The following is a 16,361-nucleotide window of genomic DNA, read 5'->3' on the forward strand; positions in this document are numbered from 1 at the left end:
GACCGGTGTCGGCTTGCGGTGGCCCTAGCATCGCCTTACTCTCCGTGCCGGGAAAAGGCGGATAAAGCTGATCTCAACTTAAGTCCTGGATTAAGTCATGGACCGCCTGCCGCCGCTTCGTCTCCTGACCGCCTTCGATCTGGTCGCACGGCTCGGCTCGATGCGCCTCGCGGCGGCCCGGCTCAACGTGTCCCAGCCGGCCGTCACCCAGGCGCTGAAGGCGCTCGAGGACCATGTCGGAACAACGCTGCTCGACCGCGGCACGCGCCCGGCGCGCCTGACGGAGGCCGGCCAGCAACTCGCCCGCGCAACCGGCGAAGGGCTCGACATGATCGCGACCGCCATCGCCGAAATCCGCGCCTCCGCCGATGTCCAGCACCAGCGGATCACCGTCGCCTGCACGCTCGGCATGGCAACCTACTGGCTGATGCCGCGTCTGCCCGACTTTTATGCCGCCCATCCCGACCTGCTGGTCAATGTGCAGGCACCGCCGACCGATCTGCCGGCGGTGTCGGCCGGCATCGACGTCGTGCTGCGCTACGGTTGGGGCGGGTGGACGGACGGGGAGACGCAAAAGCTCTTCGACGAGCGCGTCTGCCCGGTCGGCCATCCCGCGTTGGTGGAGCGGCTGCTGGTCTCCGGCGCCGGCCTGGAGGGCGCGCCGCTCATCCATGTCCGCAATGCCGAGACGCGGCATTGGGCCGACTGGCCGGACTATCTGGCGCGGCGCGGCGCCGGCAGGCATGCCGGCTCCAGCCAGATCTTCGACAATTACGTCCAGGCCGTGCAGGCCGCCGTCGGCGGCAGCGGTCTGGTGCTCGGCTGGCGCTCGATCACCCAGGGGCTGGTCGACGAGGGCGCGCTGGTTGCCTGGCCGGACGCCGAGATCGATCTCGGCACCGGCTATTACGCCACGCTGTCGCCGGGCGGTGCGGTCAAGCCGGCCGCGCGCGGCTTCGCCGCCTGGCTCGGGCTGGTCTACGCGGAGCAAGGATCGAAAGAGGTCGCCCGCGCCGTCGTCGACCGCAACGGCAAACGCGAATGAGCCCACCGTCCGGCGACTTTGCCGCGGAACGGTGGGCCCGGTTTGCCCTCACATGCACGGCCGCATGGCCTTCGCGCCTCGGTCTTAGAGCTTGCAGTCCTTGGCGTAGGCGTCCTGGTGATCCTCGAAGGCGACGCCGACCACCTCGTTGGTGAGTTCGCCGTCGTCGGTCTTGACCACCTTGCGCACATAGATGTCCTGGATCGGATGATTGTTCGACCCGAAACGGAACTCGCCGCGCGTGGAGGCGAAATCGGCCGCCTTCAGGGCCGCGCGAAAGGCCTCCTTGTCCTTCACGTCCGCCTTGGCCGCGGCCGACAGGATCAGCTTGGCGGTGTCGTAGCCCTGGCTGGCGAAGATCGAGGGAATGCGGCCATATTTGGCCTTGAAGGCTTCCACGAAAGCCTTGTTGGCGTCGTTGTCGAGATCCGGCGACCATTGTGCGGTGTTGAACACGCCGAGTGCGGACTCGCCGATCGCGCCCAGCACGTCCTGGTCCATCGCGAAACCCGGCGCCATGACGGGAATGTCGACGGCCGACTGGGCATATTGTTTCATGAAGGCAATCCCCATGCCGCCCGGCAGGAAGAAATAGACCGCGTCGGCGCCCGAGGCCCGGATCTGGGCGATCTCGGAGGCATAGTCGCTCTGGCCGAGCTTGGTGTAGAGCTCACCCGCCAGTTCGCCCTCGTAAAAGCGCTTGAAGCCGGTCAGCGCGTCGGTGCCGGCCGGATAGTTCGGCGCCAGGATGAAGGTCTTCTTGTAGCCCGACGTGTTGGCGTGCTTGCCCATTGCCTCGTGCAGATTGTCGTTCTGCCAGGCGGCGTTGAAATAGTTCTCGTTGCACAGCTTGCCGGCCAGCGCCGAGGGGCCGGCATTGAGCGAGACGTAGAACAGGTCCTGATTGACCGCGCCCGGCACGACGGCCATGGCGAGGTTCGACCAGATGATGCCGGTCAAAACGTCGACCTTGTCGCTCTGGATCATCTTGTCGGCGATCTGCACGGCAAGGTCGGGCTTCATTGCATCGTCCTCAATGACGACCTCGACGTCCTTGTTGCCGGCTTCCTCGATCGCCAGCATGAAACCGTCGCGGGCGCCGATGCCCAGGCCGGAGCCGCCGCCCGACAATGTGGTGATCATCCCGATCTTCAGCGGTTCGGCCAAGGCCGTCGTGCTCGCCAGCGAGGCGCCGAGGAGCGCCGCGATTGCAGTGATCTTTTTCATGCCATTCCTCCCAAAAATGGTGTGTGGTGGTTTCGTGATCGCCGGCCGCGCCGGGTGTCAGTCCTCTTGTCGCTGCCCCGACATCAGCCTGCTGCCGTGATCGTAGACCCCGGTCAGCAGTCCGAGCGCCCGGGTCAGGGCCTCGAGCTGGTTGTCGCCATCGCTGAGCTCGCCGATCGAGGCGGTCAGATATTCGCGCCGCATGGCGACCAGCCGGGCGGAAATGCGCGCGCCCTCGGCGGTCACCTCGTAGGCCGTGCCGCGCTTCGACGCGCCCCGGACCTGACGCGCGAGTCCTGCCTTCATCAGCTTGCGCAGCGAATACTGGACGTTGGAGGCGTCGTCGCGATTGGCAAAGCGCAGCAGGTCGCCGACCTTGCGTGGCGAGCCCGCGACCACGAGCTGCTGCAGGATGACGCAATCCTGGCCGGTGAGATTGTTGTCGCGCGCCACCGGACCGAGCAGCGAGCTGGCAAAACGATAAAACGCCTCGGCCGCGCAGATCAGCGCCTGTTCGAAGGCGGTGATGGCCGCCTCGCGGCTCGTCGCAGACAAATGCGGCGCGATGCGGGGCGCAGGCACGCCTTCGGCCTCAGGTGGACCATCCTTGAATTTGACCGATTGTTTCAATGTAATTTCACCATTAAATTCATGATGGATTATGCCGATCGCGCAGGAAAGGTCAATCACGATGTCGATGGTCCTCTACGAACTCGCGGGACGAAACGGGCTGCGTTACAGCCAGTTCTCCTGGCGCTCGCGCCTGGCCTTGGCGCACAAGGGGATGGACGTTTCTTTCTGTCCGGTCGCCGTCAGCGACAAGGCCGCGCTCGCTTTCAGCGGCCAGGACAAGGTGCCGGTCCTGGTGGACGGCGAACGCGTCATCCCCGATTCCTGGGCGATCGCCACCTATCTCGAAGAACATTATCCCGACCGGCCGTCCCTGTTCGGCGACGCGACCGCGCGGGCGCTGGCGGCGTTTGCCGCGCAATGGGTCGACCGGCAGGTCGTGCCGGCGCTGGTGCCGCTGCTGGCGGTCGACGTGGTCGCATGCGTGGATGCCGCCGATGCCGCCCATCTGCGCGGCCAGTTCGAGCGCGCCTTCGCCGCCACGCTCGAAGAGCTCGCCGCCGATCGCGAGCGACGCATCAAGACCTTCCGGCGGACGATCGCGCCGGCGCGCGCGGTGCTGCGCGCGACGCCGTTCCTGTCGGGCGCGCGGCCGGCTTACGCCGACTATGCGCTGTTCAGCATCTTTCAGTGGGCCAGGCTGGTCAGCCCGTTCGAGCCGCTCGAAGACGGCGATCCGGTCGGGGTGTGGCGCGAGGCGATGCTGGACCTGTTCGACGGTCTCGCCCGCTCCCATCCTGCGCGACGGGAGCGGGCTGAACGTTAGGACGGGCTCACACCCGGTCGTTGCCGTCCCAGGCCATGCGCGACAGGAAGTCGTCGAGCGGCGTTTCGGCCAGTCGCGAGAAATAGTTGGACAGCGTCTTCATGGCCAGGCCGACCAGCAGTTCGGCCGCCTGCTGCTGGGTGTAACCCGCCTCGAGAAAAGCCTTGATCGCCGCTTCGTCCGCCTTGCCGCGCCGTTCCAGCATGTGTTCGGTGAAACGGCGCAGCGCTTCCAGGCGGGTATCGTTAGCCGGCGAACCGGCGCGTATTGCCTCGATCGCCTCCTTGTCGAGCTTGGCCATGCGCCCGCCCGACGAGTGCGCGGCCACGCAGTAGCGGCAGCCGTTGCGGGTGCTTGCCGTCAAAAGCACGAGCTGCTGCTCGGCCGGCGTGAAGGAGGAGCGGGACAGGATCTCCGTCAGCGTCAGATAGGCTTCCAGCACGACCGGCGCGCCGGCCATCTGGCGGTAGAGATTGGGCAGCAGCCCGCCCATCTTCTCCTGCACGCCCGAAAGCTGCGCACCGGCATTGCCCGGCGCGGATGCGGGCTCGAAAAGTTCGTATTGCATTGTCTATCCTTGTTGGGTTTTGGGAGTGATCAGCATTGCCGCCAGCGCGCCGCGCATGACTTTGCGGGTCGGCGTCATCGGCAGATTGGGAAGGATTTCCAGCCTCTCGGGCCATTTATATTTGGCGACGCCGCGCGCCTCAAGCAGCGTGCGGATATCGTCGAGCGTGATCGCCTGGCCGGGCCTTGCTTCCACGCACAGACAGGCGCGCTCGCCCAGGACGGCGTCCGGATAGGCGACCACGGCGCAGTGCAGCACGGCCGGGTGCGTGATCGCGATCAGTTCGACCTCGACGGGGTTGTATTTGACGCCGCCGCGATTGATCAGTTCCTTGGTCCGGCCGGTGAGCGTCAGATAGCCGGCCTGGTCGAGGCGCGCCAGATCGCCGGTGCGGAACCAGCCATCCGGGGTGAAAGCGCGTTCGGTTTCGGCCGGGTTGTTCAGATAGCCGGCAAAAACCGACGGGCCGCGTACTTCGAGTTCCCCTTCCACGCCGGCTGGTGCCGTTTCGCCGGTCTCCGCCACGATCCGCAATTCGGTGCGCGGCGAAACCCGGCCTGCAGTGCCGGTGCGCGTTTCGAGCGGGTCCTGCGGACGGCCGAACGTGCCGGCCTGCAATTCGCTCATCCCCCAAAGCTGGATGACCGCGCCGTCGTCAAGCAGCGCGTCGACCGCCGCGGCGAGCGTGGGCGGAACGGTCGTGCCCGAAAGGCAAAGCACCGTGACCGAACGCAGATGCGCCGCCGTCAGGGCGCTCTCGGCGACCAGCGGGGCGAAATGCGCCGGCGCGGCAAACACATGGGTCGGCGCGAGCGCCTCCAGGTCCTGGGCGAACGAGGCCGGCTGGAACGCCGGCAGCAGCGTGATCGTCGCACCCGCCGCCAGTGCAAGATGAACGGTGAACAGCCCGTAGAGATGCGACAGGGCCGCGACCGACAGGACGCGCGAGTCCGGCCCGATCCCCAGTTCGGCGACGGAGCGGAAAGCGTTGCCCAGAAAGGCGCGCGCGCTGTGCGGCACGCCTTTCGGCTCGGCCGTGGTGCCGGAGGTGTAAAGCAGCAAATAGGTGTCGTCGGGGCCGGCCGCGCTTGTGGACCCGCTCGGTTCTGAGCGCAGCAGCGCCGCGTAGGACAGCGTGCCGTCCACGGTCCCGCCGACGCCGATGACGTGTTCGAGTGTCGGCAGCTCGGCCTTCAGCGCCAGGATGTCGCTTGCCGGCGAGGCCCCGCCGGCGTGAGCGAGCGCAAACACCGCCTTGGCGCCGGCATGGCCGATCAGATAGCGCAGTTCCTTGCTGCGATAGGGCATGTGCAGCGTCTGAAAGACCGCCCCGAGCGCGGCCGTGGCCAGGAACGCCGTCACGAACGCCCGGCCATTGGGCAGTTGCGCGGCCACGACGTCATCCTTGCCGATGCCTGAGGCCGCCAGGCCCGCGGCGAGCCTGGCAACGTCGTCGGCCAGCTCGGCGTAGCTGACGTCGGCGCCGTCGCCGCTGATCGCGACGGCGTCCGGGCGTTCGCGCCGGTGGACCTGCAGCCAGTCCGGCAGCGTCGCCAATTCTGTTGTCGGCATTGATGGACCTCCCTCCTCGTGGACTCGCGGTCAGGCGAGATTGTGCCGTCCGGGCGCGGCCTTCTTTTGCAGGTCGACGAGTTTTTCACGCGTCTTTTCCTGCTCACGGAAGGCTTGCATGGCACCGGAAAGATATTGTTTCGGCCACATTGCTTCGTTGCGGGTCCCGTACCAGGCGGCGGCCTGATGGGTGAAGAACGGGTTCCACAGATGCGGCCGCGCCAGCGCGACCAGATCGGCGCGCCTTGTGTGCAGGATGGTGTTGATCTGCGCCGGTTCGGTGATCGCCCCGACCGCCATCGTGGCGATTTTCGGCACGTTGCGAACGGCTTCGGCCAGATGGGTCTGGAACATGCGCCCGTAGACAGGCTCCTGGTCGGCGACAGTCTGGCCGGCCGACACGTCGATCAGGTCGCAGCCGGCCTCGTGAAAGGCCGTCGCGATGGCGAGCAGATCCGCCTCCGACAGGCCGCCCTCCTTCCAGTCGGTGCCGGACACCCGCACCGACATCGGCCGTTCGGACGGCCATTCGGCGCGCATGGCCGAAAACACCTCCAGCGGCCAGCGCAGCCGGTTTTCGATCGGCCCGCCATAGGCGTCGCCGCGCGTGTTGGTCAGCGGCGACAGGAAGCTGGCCAGCAGATAGCCGTGCGCGCAATGCAGTTCGAGCATGTCGAAACCCGCCCGCGCCGCGCGCTGCGTCGCCGCCACGAACTGGTCACGGATGCGCTCCATGCCGGTCCGGTCCAATTCGGCCGGCACCGCGTTGACGCCGTCGACGAACGGGATCGGCGAGGCGGAGACGAGCGGCCAGTTGCGGCTTTCCTCGGCGATCGGCACGTCGGCCTTTTGCCAGCCGAGCTGGGTCGAGCCCTTGCGGCCGGCATGGCCGAGCTGCATGCAGATCCTGGCCCCCGAATGGGCATGCACGAAATCGACGATCTCGCGCCAGCGTCGCTCGTGTTCGTCGCTCCACAGGCCGGTGCAGCCCTCGGTGATGCGCGCCTCCGGCGACGGGCAGGTCATCTCGGTGACGATCAGCCCCATGCCGCCCATCGCGTGCGAGCCGTAATGCACCTTGTGCCAGTCGGTCGGGTTGCCCTGGTCGTCGGCGCTGTACTGCGCCATCGCGCTCATCACCACCCGGTTGGACAGTTCCATCTCGCGCAGGCGAAAGCGGGTGAACATCGGCGTCGGGCGGCTGTCGCGCACGTCCTCGCCGGTTTCGCGCCAATGGCGCTCGTACCAGGCGTCGTCGGCGCGCTGCACGAAGCCGGGGTCGCGCAGCAGCAGATTGTCGTAGGTCACCGATTTCGCGCGGCACATCACCACCATGGCGAATTGCAGCGGATCGAGATCCCAGGAGCGCTCCATGTGCTCGAACCAGGCAAGCGAGACGTCGGCATTGTGCTGGGTGATCTGGCAGGGCGTGCGGCGTTCGCGGTCGTAGGCCTCGAAGGCAGCCTCGACGCCGTCGTGCTCATGCGCCACCAGCGCGTCCGACAGGGCGATGGCGCATTCCATCGCCAGCTTGGTGCCCGAGCCGATGGAAAAATGCGCCGACGCCTTGGCGTCGCCGAGGATCGCGATCTTGCCGGACCGCCAGGTCTCGCAGAACACGCGCGGGAAGCGGCGCCAGAACGAGCGGTTGAGCAGCAGGGGATGTCCCTCGAGCTCCTCGGCGAAGATGGCTTCGAGGCGGCGTCGTGAATCCTCCTCGTCGAACTCGGAAAATCCGTGCCCCTGCCAGCACGCCTCGTCCATCTCGAACACCCAGGTCGAGCGGTCGGGCTGGTACTGGTAGCAATGTGCGCAGATGATGCCGTGTTCGGTCTCGCGGAAGAAATAGTTGAACGCGTCCATCGGGCGCGACGAACCCATCCAGCAGAACCGGTTCTGCTTGAGCTCGGTTTTTGGCCGGAAATCCTCGGCAAAAGCCTCGCGAATACGCGAATTGATCCCGTCGCTGGCCACGATCACGTCGCTGTCGGCGAAACGTTCGGCGATCGTGTCGGGGTCGATCGTCGTCCCGAAGCTCAGCGCGACGCCCAGTTGCGCGCAGCGTTCCTGCAGGATGGTCAGCAATGTCTGGCGCGACACGCCGCAAAAACCGTTGCCGCCGATGCGGATTTCCTCGCCTTTGAAATGAATGGCGACGTCCTGCCAGTAGGCGAGTTCCTCGCGCATGCGCTCGAAGACCGGCTTGTCGCGGCTCAGGAATTCGTCGAGCGTCTCGTCGGAAAAGACGACGCCGAAGCCGAACGTGTCGTCGGCCTGGTTCTGCTCGAACACTTCCACCGTCCAGTCCGGCCGGGCCTTTTTGGTCAAGAGCGCGAGATAGAGGCCCCCCGGGCCGCCTCCGACGACGGTGATCTTCATGAATGGCGCTCCAGGGCGGTCAGTGTCATTATGTGGAAAAGCACATATCATACACATAATTGCCAATCAAGACGTCGCCGTGGTAACTGGCGTTTGGCGTGGACAGCCGGAAGGGAAACGGGCCTTGGCGACGGACGAGATGGTGGAGACCGATGGCGATGTGCGCGTGCCGCGCCCCGACGAGCCGCTGGTCGACGCGCCGGAATATCTGATCTCCTTCCTGCAACGCCTCAATCGCGATCAGATGGAGACCGCGCTCAGGGCTTCGGGGCTGAAGCTCACCGGCTGGCGCATCCTGTCGTGCCTGGACGAACGGGGCCCGATGTCGCTGCTGGATCTGGCCGAGCTTTCTGTGATCGAGCGCACGGTAACGAGCCGTCTTGTCGATCGTCTGATCGCCGACGGCCTGGTCAGCAAACAGGCGTTCTCGCACGACAAGCGCATTTCGATCGTGGCGATAACCGGCAAGGGACGCGACCTGCTGCGGGCGAGCAATCTCGGCGTGCGCAATCTGCGCGCCCAGCTGTTCAGGGATTTCTCCGACGACGAATACCGTCAGCTGTGCCGGCTCCTGCAGCGCCTGAAGGCGAACGCGCAGTCGCTGCGGCGCTGACGCGTCATTTGGGCGAGGCCCGGTAGCGACCCTTTCGGCCGTGGCGACAGACCGTATCCGGCATGCCAGGGCCCCGACCGCGCTCGCGCCTCCTCAGCCGTGACGAGCCTCGCGCTGCCGCCGGTCGGCAGAGTCGGCCGGCGAAACCACGACCGCGCCGCGCCGCCGCGCCAGCTTCGGCATGGGCGACCGCAGCGCCGGTAGCCGGCGTCACAGTCGATGCGCCGGATGGCGCTTCTTCATGTAAATATTTGAAATATATTGATAAAATGAATGGCGGAGAGAGAGGGATTCGAACCCTCGATACGGTTGCCCGTATACACGCGTTCCAGGCGTGCGCCTTCAACCACTCGGCCACCTCTCCGCAGGCGACGTGTCCGCGGGCGGACCGGTCATCCGCGCTCATCTAGTCGATATGGCGGCGAATGCCAAGCCGTCGCGGCAGGGAAATTGGTCATGGCCGGCCGACGCCCGCCGCGCGCTTGCCCGGGCAGGGCGCGACCGGCTCGGTTCTGCGACGACCACGCAAAAACCCGCAGCGCTTGCCCCGCGCGGCCGGCTGCGCGGGATGTCACATTCGTGTGTGGCGATTGAAGCGCCGCGCCGTTAGCCATAAAAGGGGCGGCGTCGCGGTCCGGGCGCGGGCGAAAGGGATGGTTCATGGCGGAAAAAACACGATGATCAGGTTCGTTTTCCGGCTTCTGGCAACGATCGCGCTGGCCGTCGCCGTCATCATGGCCGTGCTCGACGCCACCCGTTCGGTTGCCTCCTCGGCGCTGGTCTTCACCCCGCTGGGCACGAGCTGGTACGCGGTCTCGCCCGACACGCTCAACCTCGCCCAGGCGCTCGCCCAGCGTTACGTGCACCCGCTGCTGTGGGATCCGGTGATGATCCGCATTCTCACCTTGCCGGGATTCACGGTGTTTTTCGGCCTTGCCCTCTTGCTTTATCTGATCGGCAGGCGGCCGCGCCGGCGCGGCGGTCCGCTCGGCCGCGGAAGCCGCGGCCTGTCCTGAGAAGGCCACCCCAAGCGGAGCGAGGAACGATGTTTTTCCTAAGCGACATGCTGAACAAGAAGCTGACCCTGCCGGCCGCCGACCAGGCGCTGCCCGGCCGCGCCAGGCCGATCGCCACCGCGGCGCGCCACGCCGTGTCGAAAAGGCCGTTGCGCGGGCCCTATCCGCGGGGCTCGGAACGCGCCTATTTCGGCATGGGCTGTTTCTGGGGGGCGGAGCGGCTGTTCTGGCAAATGCCGGGCGTGTGGGTGACCGCGGTCGGTTACGCCGGCGGTTTCACCCCCAATCCGACCTATCAGGAAACCTGTACCGGGCTGACCGGCCATGCCGAAATCGTGCTGGTGGTCTTCGACCCGGCCACGATTTCCTATGACGATTTGCTGAGACTGTTCTGGGAAAGCCACGACCCGACCCAGGGCATGCGTCAGGGCAACGATGTCGGCACGACCTACCGCTCGGCGATCTTCGCAGACAATGACGCGCAGCTGCAGGCCGCGCTGGCCGCGCGCGACGCCTATCAGGCCGTCTTGACCGGCGCCGGGCGCGGCCGCATCACCACCGAGATCGCGCCCGCCCCGGAGTTTTATTTCGCCGAGGCCGAACATCAGCAATATCTGGCCAAGAACCCGTCCGGCTATTGCGGCTTGAAGGGCACCGGCCTGTCGTGCCCGCCGCCGGCCGCCGCGGCCGGCTAGCAGGCCGGCGCCGGCCCTTGTCCGGAAGGTCAAATTTCCGCGTGAAATTTACGCGACGGCATGCAACAGTGAAAGGCCGAGCGGGCGACGAACCCGCGGGGCTTTGCGCGCGAGTTTGCTGGCGCGCGGGGCCAGACAAGAACCGTACGCAAGACCAACAGGGTGTGGATCACATGAAGCGTTTCGTATTCGGCCTCCTGGCCGCAACCGTTTTCACCGTCCCGGCCTTGGCCGCGGACATCAAGCCCGGCCTGCTGTTCGACCTGGGCGGCAAGTTCGACAAATCCTTCAACGAGGCCTCGTTCAACGGCGCGGAGAAGTTCAAGCAGGAAACCGGCATTGAATATGTCGAGTTCGAAATCTCCAACGACGCCCAGCGCGAGCAGGCGCTGCGCCGCTTCGCCGAGGACGGCCGCAACCCGATCGTGATGGCCGGATTCTCCTGGGCCGCCGCTCTGGAGAAAGTGGCCGCGGAATATCCCGACATCGATTTCGCCATCATCGACATGGTGGTCGACGCGCCGAACGTGCGCTCGGTCGTCTACAACGAGCACGAAGGCTCCTATCTGGTCGGCATGCTGGCGGCGATGGCCTCCGACAGCAAGAAAGTCGGCTTTGTCGGCGGCATGGACATTCCGCTGATCCGCAAGTTCGGCTGCGGCTATGTCGGCGGCGCCAAGGCGGCCGGCGCGACAGACGTGATCGAGAACATGACCGGCGACACGCCGGCGGCCTGGAACGACCCGACCAAGGGCGGCGAGATCGCCAAGTCGCAGATGGACCAGGGCGCCGACGTCATCTACGCCGCCGCCGGCGGCACCGGCGTGGGTGTGCTGCAGGCGGCGGCCGACGCCGGCAAGCTCGGCATCGGGGTTGATTCCAACCAGAATCACCTCCAGCCGGGCCATGTGCTGACCTCGATGCTCAAGCGCGTCGACGTGGCGGTTTACGACGCCTTCACGGATGCCATGAACGACAAGTTCGAGACCGGCATCAACGTGCTCGGCCTGGCCGAGAACGGCGTCGGCTACGCCATGGACGACAACAACAAGGATCTCGTCAGCCAGGAGATGATCGACGCGGTCGAGAAGGCCAAGGCCGAGATCATCGCCGGCAACATCAAGGTCCACGACTACATGTCCGACAATTCCTGCCCGTACTGATCGGCACGGATGGTTCGATAAGAAGGCCGCCGGGCTCCGCGCCCGGCGGCCTTCTCGCTTCACGGGCCTGGCTCCGCCGCCCGGCCGGCGTGCGCCGCCCGTTTACCGGCTCGCATTCCATTTTGCTGTTTGCCTGTGTCGCGCGGATTTCGGCCTCGGTTCGGGCTTGAGCAGGACCGAGGCTTCCGGCCGGCCGTCCCTGGCGCATGACGACGGCGCCGCGCTGCGGGACGACGCCGGGTCCAAACCCGGCCCGGCTGGTGGTCTTCCCGGCCGGGTCCCGTGGGCTATTTTCCCGGGCGCGTCGACGCGCTATTCAGGCCGCCGACCGAATCGGTGGCAGGCAATGGAGTGCGCATGAGGCAGGATCCGACGACCGCAACCGGAAGTCCTCGTCGCATTGCCGCCCTCGTCGTCCTGCTTCTGGCCGGCATCCTGGCCGGAACCCAGCTCGGCAAGATCGCGCCGCTGGTGGCCTGGTACCGCGCCGAGGCCGGTTTCTCGCTGGTCATGGTCGGCTGGCTCACCTCCACGCTCGGCCTGTTCGTGGCGCTCGCCGCGCTGCCGGCCGCGTTTGCCATCGACCGGGCCGGGCTCTATCGCTCCTATCTGGTCTCGGCCGTCGCGCTCGCCGTCGGCGGTGTCGGCCTCGCGCTTTTCGGCGGCCCGCTCGCCGCGCTGGCCGCGCGGCTGGTTGAGGCGCTGGGCTATCTCATCCTGGTGATCGCTATTCCCGCGCTGCTCGCCACACTCGCGCCCGAGCGTCTGAAAGCGCCCGCGCTCGCCATCTGGGGCGGCTTCGTGCCGCTCGGCTACGCGGTGGCCGATTTCCTGTCCGCCGCCATGCTGCCGACCCACAGCCCGCAGCGTTTCCTTCTGGTCAGCGTGGCGTTGTTCATCGTCCTGGCCGCGCTTGCCGCCTGGCTGGCGCGCGGCCTCGAGCCGATCGCCGACGCGGCGCGACCGGCCGGCGGAACGCCGGGTGTCGCGCGTCTGGCCGCGTCGTTTTCGACCCCGGTCGCGCTCTCCGCGCTCGCCTTCGGCGTCTACGTCATCCTGTCGATCGGCTTTTTCACCTTTTTGCCGAGTTTCGTCGCCGAGGGGCCGCCCGTGGTGCTGTCGGCCGGCATGATCGCGCTGCTGGTTCCGCTCGGCAACGTGCTTGCCGGCGTCCTGCTCAAGCAACGCGACGCCCGCTTCGCCGCCCTTGTCGTCATGGCCGGTTTTCTCGCCAGCGCTGCGAGCGCGGTGCCGTTTTTCGGCGCAGGCGATCCGGTGCTGGCGACGGCGTCGGCAATGGTCTTCGCGATCGCCGGCGGCGTCGTTGCCGCCGCCATTTTCGCCAGCGTGCCCTTCATCGTGCCACCGGGCGGGTCGGCGGCGATCGTCATCGGTCTGATCGCCCAGTCGGGCGGGCTCGGCACGCTCGCCGGGGCGCCGCTTGCCGGCTATGTCATCGGGCGCTTCGGCTGGTCGGGTTTCGGCTGGGCGCTTGCCGCCTTCAGCCTGCTCGGCTTTATTTGCATGGCGCCGCTCTTGGCGCGACGCAGGAGGCCGGCATGACCAAGGTGACAGGCATTGGCGGATTTTTCTTTCGCGCCCGCGACCCCCGGGCGCTGGCGGCATGGTACGAAACCCATCTCGGCGTGAGCGACATCGCCGCATCGGTCTGGCGCCAGGAGGCCGGCACGACGGTGTTTGCCCCCTTCGCGCACGACACGGACTATTTCGGCCGTCCCGACCAGGTCTGGATGATCAACTTTCGGGTCGACGACCTCGACGCGATGATGGCGACGCTCAAAGCGGCCGGCATCGCTGTCGAAACGCGCGCGGAGTGGGATTCCGAGGTCGGCCGCTTTTGCCGTATCCACGATCCGGAGGGCAATCCGGTCGAATTGTGGGAGCCGGCCGGTCCGACCGCCTGATCCGGCCGGCAGCGGGGACGGTGTCGCGCGTGTCAGCGGCCCGGAACGGTCTCGGTGCGCGGACCTTGCGCCAGCGCCGCTCCCGGGCTTGCGTCCGTTGCCGCGTCCGCCAGGGTGAGGCGATAACCGTGCGCGCTCCAGGCGACCCCGCCGCTCGGCACGGTGAGCAGCGTTGATCCGTCGGTCGCGACCGTGCCCAGCGCCACCGCGCTATCTGGGTGCTCGCCGATCGCCCAAAGCCGCACCACCGCGCCTGCGGGCAAGTCGGCCAGGGCGAGCGGCAGGAAATGCAGCGTCCCGTCGGCGAAGACCTCCACCAGCGCCCGCGGCGCACCCGCCGCGTCGTCGAGCACGGCGAGCGCGCGCCTGTCCTGGCCGGCGCTCATCGTTCCCGCCATAATGCCAATGCCGAAGGCGACGGCGAGGCAGGTCGCGATTGCCGCGCCGCGCCAGCCGCCGAGCCCCGCTGCCGATGCGCCTGGCACCGGGCGCGCGTCACCGGCTGGCGCGGCGGCGCGCATATGCGGCAGTGCGGCGATGTCGGCGTGAATCCTACGCCATGCGCCGCCCTGCGGCCCGGTACCGTCGGCGGCAGGACCGCGCAGCCGCTGGGCAAGCCGCACCACCGCGTCGCGGAAGGCGGGATCGCGTTCCAGATCCTTTTCCGCGCGCTCGCGTTCGGCCTCGTTCATGCGGCCCATGACAAAATCGTCGGCGCGCGTCATGCGCTCACTGTCGCTTGTCATCGAAAACACCCGCGACCCGTCCGTGTCCGCGAGAATTCTAGGACCAATGGCCGGCCGAGGAAACTGAATTCAGTTGCGCCAGTCTGACGATCCGGGCCGCTACCAGTGCGGCGGTTTGGTGACCGGAACTTCGGGCGCGGTCTGTTCCTCCAGCGCCAGAAAGCGCTGGGTCAGCCGGTCGAGCTGTTTTTGCAGCCGTTCGATCGTCTTCCATTGGGCGGCGACCTCGCTCGACAGGTCCTCGATCGTGCGTTCCTGCTCGGCGACGATCATCTCCAGCGTCGCGGTGCGGTCCTGGTTCATGCGATTATGTCCTCAAGTGCGGTGCGCAGCGTATCGGCGAGCGGCTCGGGCCGTCGTGTCGCGCGATCCACATACACATGCACGAAAAACCCTTCCGCCACGGCCTGCTCGTCCTGATTGCGAAACAGGCCCACTTCGTAGCGCACGGAAGACCTGCCGAGCCGTGCGACGCGCAGGCCGGCGGTGACTGTATCGGGAAAGGCGAGTTCGCCGAAATAGCGACAGCCCGTTTCCACCACGAGCCCGATCTGGTCGCCGCCATGAATATCGAGCACGCCTTTGTCGATCAGCCAGCCGTTCACGGCCGTGTCGAACAGCGAATAATGCACCACATTGTTCATGTGGCCGTAGATGTCGTTGTCCATCCAGCGCGTGGTGATCGGGCGGAAGGCGCGATAGGCCGCGCGTGCGGCGGGTGCCGGGCGATCAGCCATGGATGGCTCGCTTCTGGTCCACGCCGGCGCTCACCACGCTGCCCGGTAGATCGCCAGCGCGTCGGCCTCGCACAACGCACGCGGATTGTTGACCAGGAGCCGCGTCTGCTTCATCGCGTCGGCCGCCATCTTGGCAAGATGCTCATCGCCGATGCCGACGTCGCGCAATTGCGCCGGCAGCCCGAGCCTTTTCGACAGCGCGGTCAGGGCTTCGATGAAACCGCTGCAGCGTCCCTGCGTGCCCTCTTCATGGGCCAGATCGGGAAAGGCGTCGGTGGCGATCTCGGCGTAGAGCCCGGCCGCTTCCGGCGCGTTGAAGCGCAGCACATGCGGCAGCACCAGCGCGTTCGACAGGCCGTGCGGCACGTGAAACGTGCCGCCGATCGGGTAGGCCAGCGCATGTACGGCCGCCACCGGCGAGTTGGCGAAGGCCTGGCCGGCCAGCATCGAGCCAAGCAGCATCGCGCCGCGCGCGGCCAGGTCGTGACCTTCAAAGACCGCGGTTTCGATATGCGCGCCCAGAAGCCGCAAGGCCTGACGCGCCAGCATCTTCGACAGCGGATTGTTGTTGGCGCTTTTGGAGGCGTAGGCCTCGATGGCGTGCACCATGGCGTCGATACCGGTGGCCGCGGTGATCGCCGGCGGCAGGCCGAGCGTCAGCTCCGGGTCGAGAACGGCGATGTCGGGCAGGATGAGCGGGCTCGAAACGCCGCGCTTTTCCGCCTCGCCGACGGTGATGATCGAAACCGGCGTCACCTCCGAGCCGGTGCCGGCCGTGGTCGGCACCAGCGCCAGTGGCAGGCGCGGTCCCCTGGCATTGCCTACGCCCCACGCCGCGTCGAGGTCTTCGCCCGATCCGATCAGGAGTGCGGTGAGCTTGGCGACGTCGAGCGACGAACCGCCGCCGAAGCCGGCTACGCCGGAAACGCCGGCTGCCCGGCCGGTCTCGACCGCCGCCTTCAGCGTTTTCAGCGACGGGTCGGCCTCGACGCGGTCGAAGACCGTCACCGCGATTCCGGCGTCTTCGAGCGATGCGAGCGCCGGATCGCACAGGCCGAGCGCTCGCAGGCCCGGGTCGGTGACGAACAGAACCGTCCGGCCGAGACACGGCCCGGCGATTTCGCCGAAGCGGCGGGCCGCGCCAGCCTCAAACCGCACCGATGGCGTCGTATTGAAGGCAAAGGGCTGGAAAGCGTCATTTGTCATGCCGCGAAAATTGACAAGCCGCCGCGCTTTTGTCGAGAGTGTTCGACACAACGGTGCGGATTGGCAAACGGCT

17 protein-coding genes and 1 tRNA gene are annotated in these 16,361 nt (G+C 67.0%); 8 read left to right on the forward strand and 10 right to left on the reverse strand.

The genetic code is table 11. From position 1 onward, the window contains the following. Positions 1-97: 97 nt before the first annotated feature. Positions 98-1,045, forward strand: coding sequence for a LysR substrate-binding domain-containing protein (locus tag ACT2B0_RS00100; RefSeq protein WP_106572627.1), 948 nt, complete (start codon positions 98-100; stop codon positions 1,043-1,045). 84 nt (positions 1,046-1,129) lie between these two features. Here ACT2B0_RS00100 and ACT2B0_RS00105 read toward each other — a convergent pair whose 3' ends face one another. After that, positions 1,130-2,272 (reverse strand): ABC transporter substrate-binding protein, encoded by a 1,143-nt coding sequence (locus ACT2B0_RS00105; RefSeq protein WP_106572626.1) that lies wholly within the window; start codon positions 2,270-2,272, stop codon positions 1,130-1,132. Positions 2,273-2,329: 57 nt separating this feature from the next. Further along, complete coding sequence (locus tag ACT2B0_RS00110) at positions 2,330-2,854, reverse strand: winged helix DNA-binding protein (protein ID WP_473460311.1); 525 nt, start codon at positions 2,852-2,854, stop codon at positions 2,330-2,332. 109 nt (positions 2,855-2,963) lie between these two features. On the opposite strand from ACT2B0_RS00110, the gene ACT2B0_RS00115 reads away from it, so the two are divergent. Further along, positions 2,964-3,668 (forward strand): glutathione S-transferase N-terminal domain-containing protein, encoded by a 705-nt coding sequence (locus ACT2B0_RS00115; RefSeq protein ID WP_473460313.1) that lies wholly within the window; start codon positions 2,964-2,966, stop codon positions 3,666-3,668. Between the two features lie 7 nt (positions 3,669-3,675). Here the strand turns inward: ACT2B0_RS00115 and ACT2B0_RS00120 are convergent, their stop codons facing one another. From ACT2B0_RS00120 to ACT2B0_RS00130, 3 genes are read right to left on the reverse strand one after another with little or no spacing between them, the layout of a single operon-like run. Further along, positions 3,676-4,236 (reverse strand): carboxymuconolactone decarboxylase family protein, encoded by a 561-nt coding sequence (locus ACT2B0_RS00120; RefSeq protein WP_473460315.1) that lies wholly within the window; start codon positions 4,234-4,236, stop codon positions 3,676-3,678. 3 nt (positions 4,237-4,239) lie between these two features. Next, a complete protein-coding gene (locus ACT2B0_RS00125) occupies positions 4,240-5,808 on the reverse strand; it encodes a class I adenylate-forming enzyme family protein (RefSeq protein ID WP_473460317.1) in 1,569 nt (522 codons plus the stop codon). 30 nt (positions 5,809-5,838) lie between these two features. Further along, positions 5,839-8,187 carry an oxidoreductase gene (locus ACT2B0_RS00130; protein WP_473460319.1) on the reverse strand — a complete coding sequence of 783 codons (2,349 nt, stop codon included), beginning with the start codon at positions 8,185-8,187 and terminating at the stop codon, positions 5,839-5,841. A gap of 124 nt (positions 8,188-8,311) precedes the next feature. Between ACT2B0_RS00130 and ACT2B0_RS00135 the strand changes: the two genes are divergently transcribed. Next, positions 8,312-8,800 carry a MarR family winged helix-turn-helix transcriptional regulator gene (locus ACT2B0_RS00135; protein ID WP_473460321.1) on the forward strand — a complete coding sequence of 163 codons (489 nt, stop codon included), beginning with the start codon at positions 8,312-8,314 and terminating at the stop codon, positions 8,798-8,800. A 274-nt stretch (positions 8,801-9,074) separates the two neighbouring features. On the opposite strand, the gene ACT2B0_RS00140 is transcribed toward ACT2B0_RS00135, so the two are convergent. Then, positions 9,075-9,164: transfer RNA gene (locus ACT2B0_RS00140), tRNA-Ser, on the reverse strand. Between the two features lie 313 nt (positions 9,165-9,477). Between ACT2B0_RS00140 and ACT2B0_RS00145 the strand changes: the two genes are divergently transcribed. The 5 genes from ACT2B0_RS00145 (at position 9,478) to ACT2B0_RS00165 (ending at position 13,599) form a co-directional block, all read left to right on the forward strand. Beyond that, positions 9,478-9,816: a hypothetical protein gene (locus tag ACT2B0_RS00145; RefSeq protein WP_473460324.1), complete on the forward strand. Its 339-nt coding sequence runs from the start codon at positions 9,478-9,480 to the stop codon at positions 9,814-9,816. Between the two features lie 29 nt (positions 9,817-9,845). Next, positions 9,846-10,511, forward strand: coding sequence for a peptide-methionine (S)-S-oxide reductase MsrA (gene msrA, locus ACT2B0_RS00150; protein WP_473460325.1), 666 nt, complete (start codon positions 9,846-9,848; stop codon positions 10,509-10,511). 173 nt (positions 10,512-10,684) lie between these two features. Further along, complete coding sequence (locus ACT2B0_RS00155; RefSeq protein WP_473460327.1) at positions 10,685-11,674, forward strand: BMP family lipoprotein; 990 nt, start codon at positions 10,685-10,687, stop codon at positions 11,672-11,674. Between the two features lie 357 nt (positions 11,675-12,031). Continuing rightward, complete coding sequence (locus ACT2B0_RS00160) at positions 12,032-13,237, forward strand: MFS transporter (protein ID WP_473460329.1); 1,206 nt, start codon at positions 12,032-12,034, stop codon at positions 13,235-13,237. Beyond that, the gene (locus ACT2B0_RS00165) at positions 13,234-13,599 is read left to right on the forward strand and encodes a VOC family protein (RefSeq protein WP_473460331.1); all 366 of its coding nucleotides are present in this window, start codon (positions 13,234-13,236) and stop codon (positions 13,597-13,599) included. Before ACT2B0_RS00160 ends, ACT2B0_RS00165 begins: the two co-directional genes overlap by 4 nt. Before the next feature lie 32 nt (positions 13,600-13,631). Here ACT2B0_RS00165 and ACT2B0_RS00170 read toward each other — a convergent pair whose 3' ends face one another. From ACT2B0_RS00170 to ACT2B0_RS00185, 4 genes are all read right to left on the reverse strand, one after another. Then, entirely contained in the window at positions 13,632-14,345 is a 714-nt protein-coding gene (locus ACT2B0_RS00170; RefSeq protein WP_473460332.1) for a hypothetical protein, read from the reverse strand. Positions 14,346-14,444: 99 nt separating this feature from the next. Then, positions 14,445-14,648 (reverse strand): SlyX family protein, encoded by a 204-nt coding sequence (locus ACT2B0_RS00175; protein ID WP_473460334.1) that lies wholly within the window; start codon positions 14,646-14,648, stop codon positions 14,445-14,447. Continuing rightward, positions 14,645-15,082, reverse strand: a complete 438-nt coding sequence (locus ACT2B0_RS00180) for an acyl-CoA thioesterase (RefSeq protein ID WP_473460336.1) — start codon at positions 15,080-15,082, stop codon at positions 14,645-14,647. Before ACT2B0_RS00180 ends, ACT2B0_RS00175 begins: the two co-directional genes overlap by 4 nt. 30 nt (positions 15,083-15,112) lie before the next feature. After that, positions 15,113-16,288 carry an iron-containing alcohol dehydrogenase gene (locus ACT2B0_RS00185; protein WP_473460338.1) on the reverse strand — a complete coding sequence of 392 codons (1,176 nt, stop codon included), beginning with the start codon at positions 16,286-16,288 and terminating at the stop codon, positions 15,113-15,115. Between the last annotated feature and the right edge of the window lie 73 nt (positions 16,289-16,361).

Source organism: Nitratireductor sp. J20-h4 (assembly GCF_056780505.1).

Bases quoted from the DNA above. Each gene is read 5' to 3' on its own strand.
- ACT2B0_RS00115 (WP_473460313.1), top strand. From the start codon at position 2,964: ATGTCGATGGTCCTCTACGAACTCGCGGGACGAAACGGGCTGCGTTAC.
- msrA (WP_473460325.1), top strand. From the start codon at position 9,846: ATGTTTTTCCTAAGCGACATGCTGAACAAGAAGCTGACCCTGCCGGCC.
- ACT2B0_RS00125 (WP_473460317.1), bottom strand. From the start codon at position 5,808: ATGCCGACAACAGAATTGGCGACGCTGCCGGACTGGCTGCAGGTCCAC.
- ACT2B0_RS00155 (WP_473460327.1), top strand. From the start codon at position 10,685: ATGAAGCGTTTCGTATTCGGCCTCCTGGCCGCAACCGTTTTCACCGTC.
- ACT2B0_RS00105 (WP_106572626.1), bottom strand. From the start codon at position 2,272: ATGAAAAAGATCACTGCAATCGCGGCGCTCCTCGGCGCCTCGCTGGCG.
- ACT2B0_RS00175 (WP_473460334.1), bottom strand. From the start codon at position 14,648: ATGAACCAGGACCGCACCGCGACGCTGGAGATGATCGTCGCCGAGCAG.
- ACT2B0_RS00170 (WP_473460332.1), bottom strand. From the start codon at position 14,345: ATGACAAGCGACAGTGAGCGCATGACGCGCGCCGACGATTTTGTCATG.
- ACT2B0_RS00165 (WP_473460331.1), top strand. From the start codon at position 13,234: ATGACCAAGGTGACAGGCATTGGCGGATTTTTCTTTCGCGCCCGCGAC.
- ACT2B0_RS00130 (WP_473460319.1), bottom strand. From the start codon at position 8,187: ATGAAGATCACCGTCGTCGGAGGCGGCCCGGGGGGCCTCTATCTCGCG.
- ACT2B0_RS00120 (WP_473460315.1), bottom strand. From the start codon at position 4,236: ATGCAATACGAACTTTTCGAGCCCGCATCCGCGCCGGGCAATGCCGGT.
- ACT2B0_RS00145 (WP_473460324.1), top strand. From the start codon at position 9,478: ATGATCAGGTTCGTTTTCCGGCTTCTGGCAACGATCGCGCTGGCCGTC.
- ACT2B0_RS00185 (WP_473460338.1), bottom strand. From the start codon at position 16,288: ATGACAAATGACGCTTTCCAGCCCTTTGCCTTCAATACGACGCCATCG.
- ACT2B0_RS00100 (WP_106572627.1), top strand. From the start codon at position 98: ATGGACCGCCTGCCGCCGCTTCGTCTCCTGACCGCCTTCGATCTGGTC.
- ACT2B0_RS00160 (WP_473460329.1), top strand. From the start codon at position 12,032: ATGAGGCAGGATCCGACGACCGCAACCGGAAGTCCTCGTCGCATTGCC.
- ACT2B0_RS00180 (WP_473460336.1), bottom strand. From the start codon at position 15,082: ATGGCTGATCGCCCGGCACCCGCCGCACGCGCGGCCTATCGCGCCTTC.